The sequence below is a fragment of the Enterococcus sp. GPZ-007 genome (genome assembly GCF_059374735.1).
In genome coordinates, this window is the sequence record NZ_JCAFYN010000046.1 from 23265 (window position 1) to 29465 (window position 6201).

General features: G+C 37.9%; 8 protein-coding genes and 1 pseudogene. All 9 read right to left on the reverse strand.

Annotation, left to right across the window (positions count from 1 at the left end; translation table 11 throughout):
- Nucleotides 1-19 precede the first annotated feature (19 nt).
- Nucleotides 20-391, reverse strand: coding sequence for a VOC family protein (locus AC4J95_RS17735; protein ID WP_494550989.1), 372 nt, complete (start codon nucleotides 389-391; stop codon nucleotides 20-22).
- An 87-nt stretch (nucleotides 392-478) separates the two neighbouring features.
- Nucleotides 479-1870, reverse strand: coding sequence for an L-cystine transporter (locus AC4J95_RS17740; RefSeq protein WP_494550990.1), 1392 nt, complete (start codon nucleotides 1868-1870; stop codon nucleotides 479-481).
- A gap of 263 nt (nucleotides 1871-2133) precedes the next feature.
- Nucleotides 2134-2517, reverse strand: a complete 384-nt coding sequence (locus AC4J95_RS17745) for a DUF1149 family protein (RefSeq protein ID WP_316402907.1) — start codon at nucleotides 2515-2517, stop codon at nucleotides 2134-2136.
- A gap of 106 nt (nucleotides 2518-2623) precedes the next feature.
- Nucleotides 2624-3229: an HAD-IA family hydrolase gene (locus AC4J95_RS17750; protein ID WP_494550991.1), complete on the reverse strand. Its 606-nt coding sequence runs from the start codon at nucleotides 3227-3229 to the stop codon at nucleotides 2624-2626.
- A 29-nt stretch (nucleotides 3230-3258) separates the two neighbouring features.
- Nucleotides 3259-3927, reverse strand: coding sequence for a 2,3-bisphosphoglycerate-dependent phosphoglycerate mutase (locus tag AC4J95_RS17755; RefSeq protein ID WP_494550992.1), 669 nt, complete (start codon nucleotides 3925-3927; stop codon nucleotides 3259-3261).
- Nucleotides 3928-3977: 50 nt separating this feature from the next.
- A complete protein-coding gene (locus AC4J95_RS17760; protein ID WP_494550993.1) occupies nucleotides 3978-4391 on the reverse strand; it encodes a hypothetical protein in 414 nt (137 codons plus the stop codon).
- A 22-nt stretch (nucleotides 4392-4413) separates the two neighbouring features.
- Nucleotides 4414-4542 (reverse strand): hypothetical protein, encoded by a 129-nt coding sequence (locus AC4J95_RS17765; protein WP_494550994.1) that lies wholly within the window; start codon nucleotides 4540-4542, stop codon nucleotides 4414-4416.
- A 2-nt stretch (nucleotides 4543-4544) separates the two neighbouring features.
- Complete coding sequence (gene rlmD / locus AC4J95_RS17770) at nucleotides 4545-5909, reverse strand: 23S rRNA (uracil(1939)-C(5))-methyltransferase RlmD (RefSeq protein WP_494550995.1); 1365 nt, start codon at nucleotides 5907-5909, stop codon at nucleotides 4545-4547.
- 70 nt (nucleotides 5910-5979) lie between these two features.
- Nucleotides 5980-6201 (reverse strand): annotated as a pseudogene (locus AC4J95_RS17775) (hypothetical protein); the annotation flags it as partial.

Genomic DNA, 6201 nt, shown 5'->3' on the forward strand with positions numbered 1-6201 from the left:
CTCCTATTTGAAGACCGTACTAATGACCTGACACCACAAAATAATTTCCATCTGCATCCACAAAATTGAAAACAAACTCATCACCAATCTGCGCAAGATCGCCTAATCGAACATCAATTTTTTGAAGTTTTTTGTACAGAGACATGACATCATCACTACCAAAAATCAAAGCCGGAGATGGTTCAGTCGCCTCGTCATCATTTTTTTCAATAAATTCGCGATCATAGATCACCAAATGCGTGGTGCTAGTTTCACTCATCGCGACTTCAGCTACCTGCGAACCGTCAAGCTCATCGAAGCTAATTTCTACAAAACCTAGGCTCTGCCAAAAATTGCTAGCCTTCTGTACATCATTGGCGTATAAAATCACCTTTACTTGTTCATTAAACAAACTTTTCACTCCTAATTTGATCTCTTGTATTATCACGAAAAGTGTACCAAAAAAGGCTTGGTCGCGCTAGCCAAGCCTTTCATATTATTAAGAATTTACTTCAATCGAAGCATTCTCATCATTTAATATATCTCGATCTAATTCATGAATTCGCTCACTGGTCACAACACCTGCCACCATACTACCGCTCACATTAACGGCCGTACGAGCCATATCAATCATTGGTTCTACAGAGATGACCAAACCTACGATTGCAACAGGCAGATTCATTGCTCCTAATACGATCAATGAAGCAAAAGTTGCTCCACCGCCGACTCCAGCAACACCAAATGAACTGATCGTCACGATAGCGACCAACATCACGACAAATTTCAAATCAAACACATTTACACCTACTGTAGGTGCAACGATTGTAGCAAGCATTGCTGGATAAACCCCTGCACAGCCGTTTTGGCCAATTGAGATCCCAAAGCTGCCGGCAAAGTTCGCTGTCGCTTCGTCGACTCCTAATGCCTTCGTTTGCGTTTCAATATTCATTGGCAAAGTTCCGGCACTTGAACGCGAGGTAAAGGCAAAACTCAATGCTGGAAAAGACTTCTTGAAGAAATTGATCGGATTAACTTTGACTCCCAAAAGAATCAAGGAATGGACTAATAATACGACGATCAACGCACTATATGAAGCTATAATAAACTTACCTAAGTTAACAATTGCTTCAAAATCGCTTGTTGCCAATACATTAGTCATTAAAGCGAACACTCCATATGGTGTTAAACGCAATACTAACGTTACAATACGCATGATAATTTTATAAAGACTATCAATCAAGTTTGCAAAAAACTCAGCTTCTTTCGGTGCCTTGCGACGTACTCCCAGAAAGGCGATACCGACAAAAGCCGCAAAAATTACCACGCCAATTGTACTCGTTGGGCGCGTTCCAGCAAAGTCTGCAAAAACATTGGTTGGTATGAAAGAAAGAATTTGTTGAGGGATTGAAAAGTTTTGAACCATTGTTTGGCGATCTGCTAACTCTTTGATTCGGGCTGTTTCAGCCGCTCCTTTTGTAAAGGTTGCGCCATCAAGTCCGAAGATCATCACTGCTGCAATACCGATCAAAGCAGCAATTGCCGTTGTAGCTAACAAAGTAACCAACACATTCGCACTGATCTTCCCAAGCTTCTTGCTTGATTTCATTTTGGTGAAAGCACCAACGATTGAAATAAAGACTAAAGGCATAACTAACATTTGTAATAATGAAATATAACCATTACCAACGATCCCGATCCATTCCATCGCTTGAGAAATAATTTTGCTACCATTACCCAAAAGAAGTTGTAAAACTCCACCGAAAATTATTCCGGCACCTAATCCTGCAAAAACACGATTTGAGAATTTTACGTGTCTCTTTTGCATTTGGTAGAAAACTACAAGCAACGCAACGAATACTACGATCACTAATACAGTGAACAGAGTTGTCATTGTATTCCTCCTAAAATAACTTTTTATAATGACAAGTCTGTCAAAGGAAGTAAAGGTTCCCGGTATCCGTTCTTCAACAAAATACCCTAAAATATAGCTGCGCGACCTAAATTTTAGTGACTATTAAAGTATAACCTAGAAAAAAATATCTGTCTTATGATTTGCATTGTTACATGGAAATTTTCATGAACACAACAAAAAATCCTCTAACCTGAAATTATCTAACAAAAAAGTAAGATCCCTTCAAAATAGAGGATAAATAGTTAAATTGTATTAGAAGAAAAGTTGATTTTAACACCAGGTTTATCTAGAGCTATTTCTGTGATTTCATAAACCATTCGCTCAATTAATCTTAAAATTGGTCGAATCATTTCATTCGCTTCAGCTTCCGTCAGATCATTTTGTTGTTTGACTTGACGCCCAATGACATGTATCACCTGAGAAAGCACACCGCCTATGATAAACTCTTCAAAAGGGAGAACGAACTCGATCCGTACACCCATGATGCTATTTTCGGCCGGATATCCCGGATCCACTGCTTCCAATGGACTGAAATTGATCAGCAATTTTTGTTTTACTACTTTATCTTTTGGAGGAAGACCGTAATTAAATGATTCGACGACTTCCTGATCGCGTTCTAATTCCATTGCGCACCTCCTTGTTTCAAAATAATTATTTTTATAATACTAGTTAAATGAATCCCATAGCGGTCTTTCAGCCAACTATACCCTTATCACAATTATAGCTTTCTGTTCAGAAAATTTGTACCATTTCTTTTAAATTATTTATAAAATAAGTAGCCCTAATATCTTGCTTAAAATAATCTAAATCAAAGAAAACTGTTTGAACACCTGCGTTGTTTCCAGCCTCGATATCTAGCTTTCGATCTCCTATCATCAGAGTCTGATTTGGATCAAGCTGATAATTATTAATAAAATAATTAATGGCTGCTGGGTTAGGCTTCCGTGGAAAGTTTGAATCACTGCCGATAATGTCTACAATCAAAGAATCCAATCCATCGCATTTTAATAAATTCCAAGTCGAATCCACTGTACGGTGAGTCAAAATAAAGTGCTGTCCGCCTTTTTCTTGCAAGTTTCTCAACGTTTCCTTAGTTTCTTTAAAAGGGGAAGAATCTTTGTTTTGCTGCGCTTCATAAGTATGATACTTTTGATCAAAATTTGGTACAGGCAATTGCCAATCAATGATCATCTGTCTGATCGACTCAGTTTTGATTTTTCGATAAACATCTCTTTCATCTTTTTTGATGTCAAGTTCTTCAAATGTTTTCATCAAAGCTTTTAGCATGATCGGATATGTGTCATATAATGTTCCGTCAAAATCCCAAATGTAATTCATAATAGCTCCTCTAAGTTTACATAATAATTTTATAAAATTTCTTTTTGAACAACTTTTAGCTGCGGATTAAAGGTAAAAATCATCGGTGTCGCATTAGGAATGTCAATTTGATCTACTTGATCAGTAGGGGTATCTTCCAAAAATTGAACGAGTGCACGCAAACTATTTCCGTGTCCGCAGACTAAAACTGTTTCCCCATTTATCAATTTCGGTGCAATTTGATCCTGCCATAGCGGAATGACTCGTTGAGATGTCATATGCAAACTCTCTCCTGTTGGTAATAGACGCGAATCTAAATCATTATAGCGTCGATCAAAGTGATTCCCTTTTGATAACGGTGGTACTTCATCAAAGCCTCTCCGCCATTTTTTTACTTGATCGACACCGAAATTTTCAGTAATGATGTCTTTATTTTTTCCAACTAGTGCCCCGTAATGCCGCTCATTTAAGCGCCACGTTTTGAACTCAGGGACAAAACTTGCGTCTGCCTCCTGTAATATCATTTTAGCTGTTTTAATAGAGCGTTTCAGGACTGATTCGAACGCAACATCAATCAGCAAGCCAGCTTCCTTTATTTTTCTGCCGGCAGTTCTAGCCTGATCAAGGCCTTTTTCTGTTAAGTTCACATCTAGCCAACCGGTCCAATAGTTTTCAAAGTTCGCTTCACTCTCGCCGTGACGAACTAAAATCAATTTCATCTTCTCACCTTCTCGATAAAAGAATATCAGAAAAAGCCTAGTTTTAAAAACTAGACCTTCTTAACAAATTGCGTATGACAATTTTTACAAGTCACTTTAATCTTTCCTCGACCTTTTGGTGCTCGCAGCTTTTGTTTACATTCAGGGCATTTGAAGTAACTATAGGTACCCTTTTTACCTTTGAAGAAATCCTTCATACGGGCGATCCACTGAATAAATTTTTGGTTTTCATTGCTTCGCGGATAAATCTTTTTTGAGCAAAAACGATAAAGAACTAATGCAAAAGCCGCTAATGTCAAAATATTTCCGATGTAAAACGGAATCCAACGGTCAAGAATCATCATTACTGCCCATACGATCAACAAAGCTTTATTGATTTGATCAAATCTGCCATAACGTCCGCGCATCAAATGTGCATATTTTTGATAAAATTTCGTCAATCGCTGCATCCAAATATTTCCCAATGAAATCGTTCCTTTCTGCTGTTTACTTATTAAAAATCTTTGGTCCCTTGCGCATGTTTTTACGATCGTTTTTCGGCGTGTCCATCTTCTTTGAACGGCCGCCACCTTGTTTCTTCTTGATCAATTCTAGCATTTTTTCTTTTTGGTTCATTTTTACACCGCCTTTACAAGTAGCGTTACTGATTCGACATGGTATGTTTGTGGAAATAGATCCACTGGCTGAACCTTCACAGCATGATAGCCAAGGTCTTCATATCTTCTCAAATCTCTGGCTAATGTCGCTGGATTACAAGAAATATACACGATTTTCTCAGGATTCACTGCTACTGAAGCTTCGACGAATTTTTCATCTAAACCTTTTCTTGGCGGATCAACAAAAATAGCAGAAGGTTCGATTCCTTCACGTGCCCAGCGTGGCATAATTTTTTCAGCTTTGCCAACTTCATAATTGGCATTTTCAATCCCATTAGCCTTCGCATTTGCTTTCGCATCTTCAATTGCTTGCGGTACGATTTCTACACCATAAACATGTTTTACTTTTTCTGCAAGTGATAATCCGATCGTACCAATTCCGCAATAAGCATCAACGACGATATCTTCTGCATTCAGTTCAGCGAAATTGATTGCTGTTTGATACAATACTTCAGTTTGTTCTGTATTGACTTGATAGAATGATTGAGGTGAAATTTGGTAAGTTTTGCCTAACAATGTGTCCTTAATCGTCGTTTTACCAAATAAAACTTTTTCTTCGCGACCTAGGATAACATTGGTTTTTTCAGGATTAATGTTTTGAATGACCGAAACAACTTCTGGCAATTCCGCTTTGATCAATTCAGCAATCTCCATTCCCTTAAAGAAGCGCTCTGTACGGGTTACCAAGATTACCATCATCTCATGGCTATAATGACCACGGCGAATGATAATGTGGCGAATAAAGCCGGTGTTTTCACGTTCGTTATAAGCTTTGACTTTAAAACGTCGTAAAATATCACGTATTGCTATAATCGCTTGATCAATTTTTGAATCTTGGATCAAGTAATTTTCGATTGGTAATAAAACATGTGAGTTTTTACGATAAAAACCGGTCATTAATTGATCATCGACTTTTTGAACTGGAATCTGTGCTTTGTTTCGATATTCAAAAGGTTTTTTCATCCCTAAAGTTGCCGCAACAGGCAAATCCGGCAACTTTGCAATTATTTTGAGAACTTTTTCGACTTGTTGCTGTTTGAATCGTAATTGGTAATCATAAGTCATGTGACTTAAAGGTGCGATGCCGCTTCTTAATAGATCCAAGTCCTTCACATCTTGTCGCTCTGGATTTGCGTTAAAACGCTCGATCACTTTACCAAAGCCAAATTTTTTACCGACTTTGACCGCTTTGATCGACATTTCTTCTTCAGGTAAAGCATTTTCGATAAAGAGCGGGAATCCGTCGATATGAGCGACACCCATACCTTCGTGGGATAAGTCATCAATTGTGACGGTATATGTTTGATTCTTTTCTACTGTGGTCATGTTATTCTCCTTCAAGGCTGATTTATCTATTCTAATGAATTCTATTCGAAAAAGCAAGGTAACACCAGTGTTATCCCCTTAAGACTTCTGTAAGTTTTATTTCAAAAGAAAAACGTCTCTGTCTTTCAACAGAAACGTTCCAGACTGTAGACAAAAGACGTCCCAAACTCGTAATTTGAGTTTGGGACGTCTTTTTATCTGATTTCTTTCGAAATTCAGGACAAAAAAATAAAGGCTCCTTGCCTTTCCATAGCCATGTGGCTAATTTCTTTAAATTCATTGCAGCAAACAC

Bases quoted from the DNA above. Each gene is read 5' to 3' on its own strand.
- AC4J95_RS17740 (WP_494550990.1), bottom strand. From the start codon at position 1,870: ATGACAACTCTGTTCACTGTATTAGTGATCGTAGTATTCGTTGCGTTG.
- AC4J95_RS17745 (WP_316402907.1), bottom strand. From the start codon at position 2,517: ATGGAATTAGAACGCGATCAGGAAGTCGTCGAATCATTTAATTACGGT.
- AC4J95_RS17750 (WP_494550991.1), bottom strand. From the start codon at position 3,229: ATGAATTACATTTGGGATTTTGACGGAACATTATATGACACATATCCG.
- AC4J95_RS17755 (WP_494550992.1), bottom strand. From the start codon at position 3,927: ATGAAATTGATTTTAGTTCGTCACGGCGAGAGTGAAGCGAACTTTGAA.
- AC4J95_RS17765 (WP_494550994.1), bottom strand. From the start codon at position 4,542: ATGAACCAAAAAGAAAAAATGCTAGAATTGATCAAGAAGAAACAAGGT.
- rlmD (WP_494550995.1), bottom strand. From the start codon at position 5,909: ATGACCACAGTAGAAAAGAATCAAACATATACCGTCACAATTGATGAC.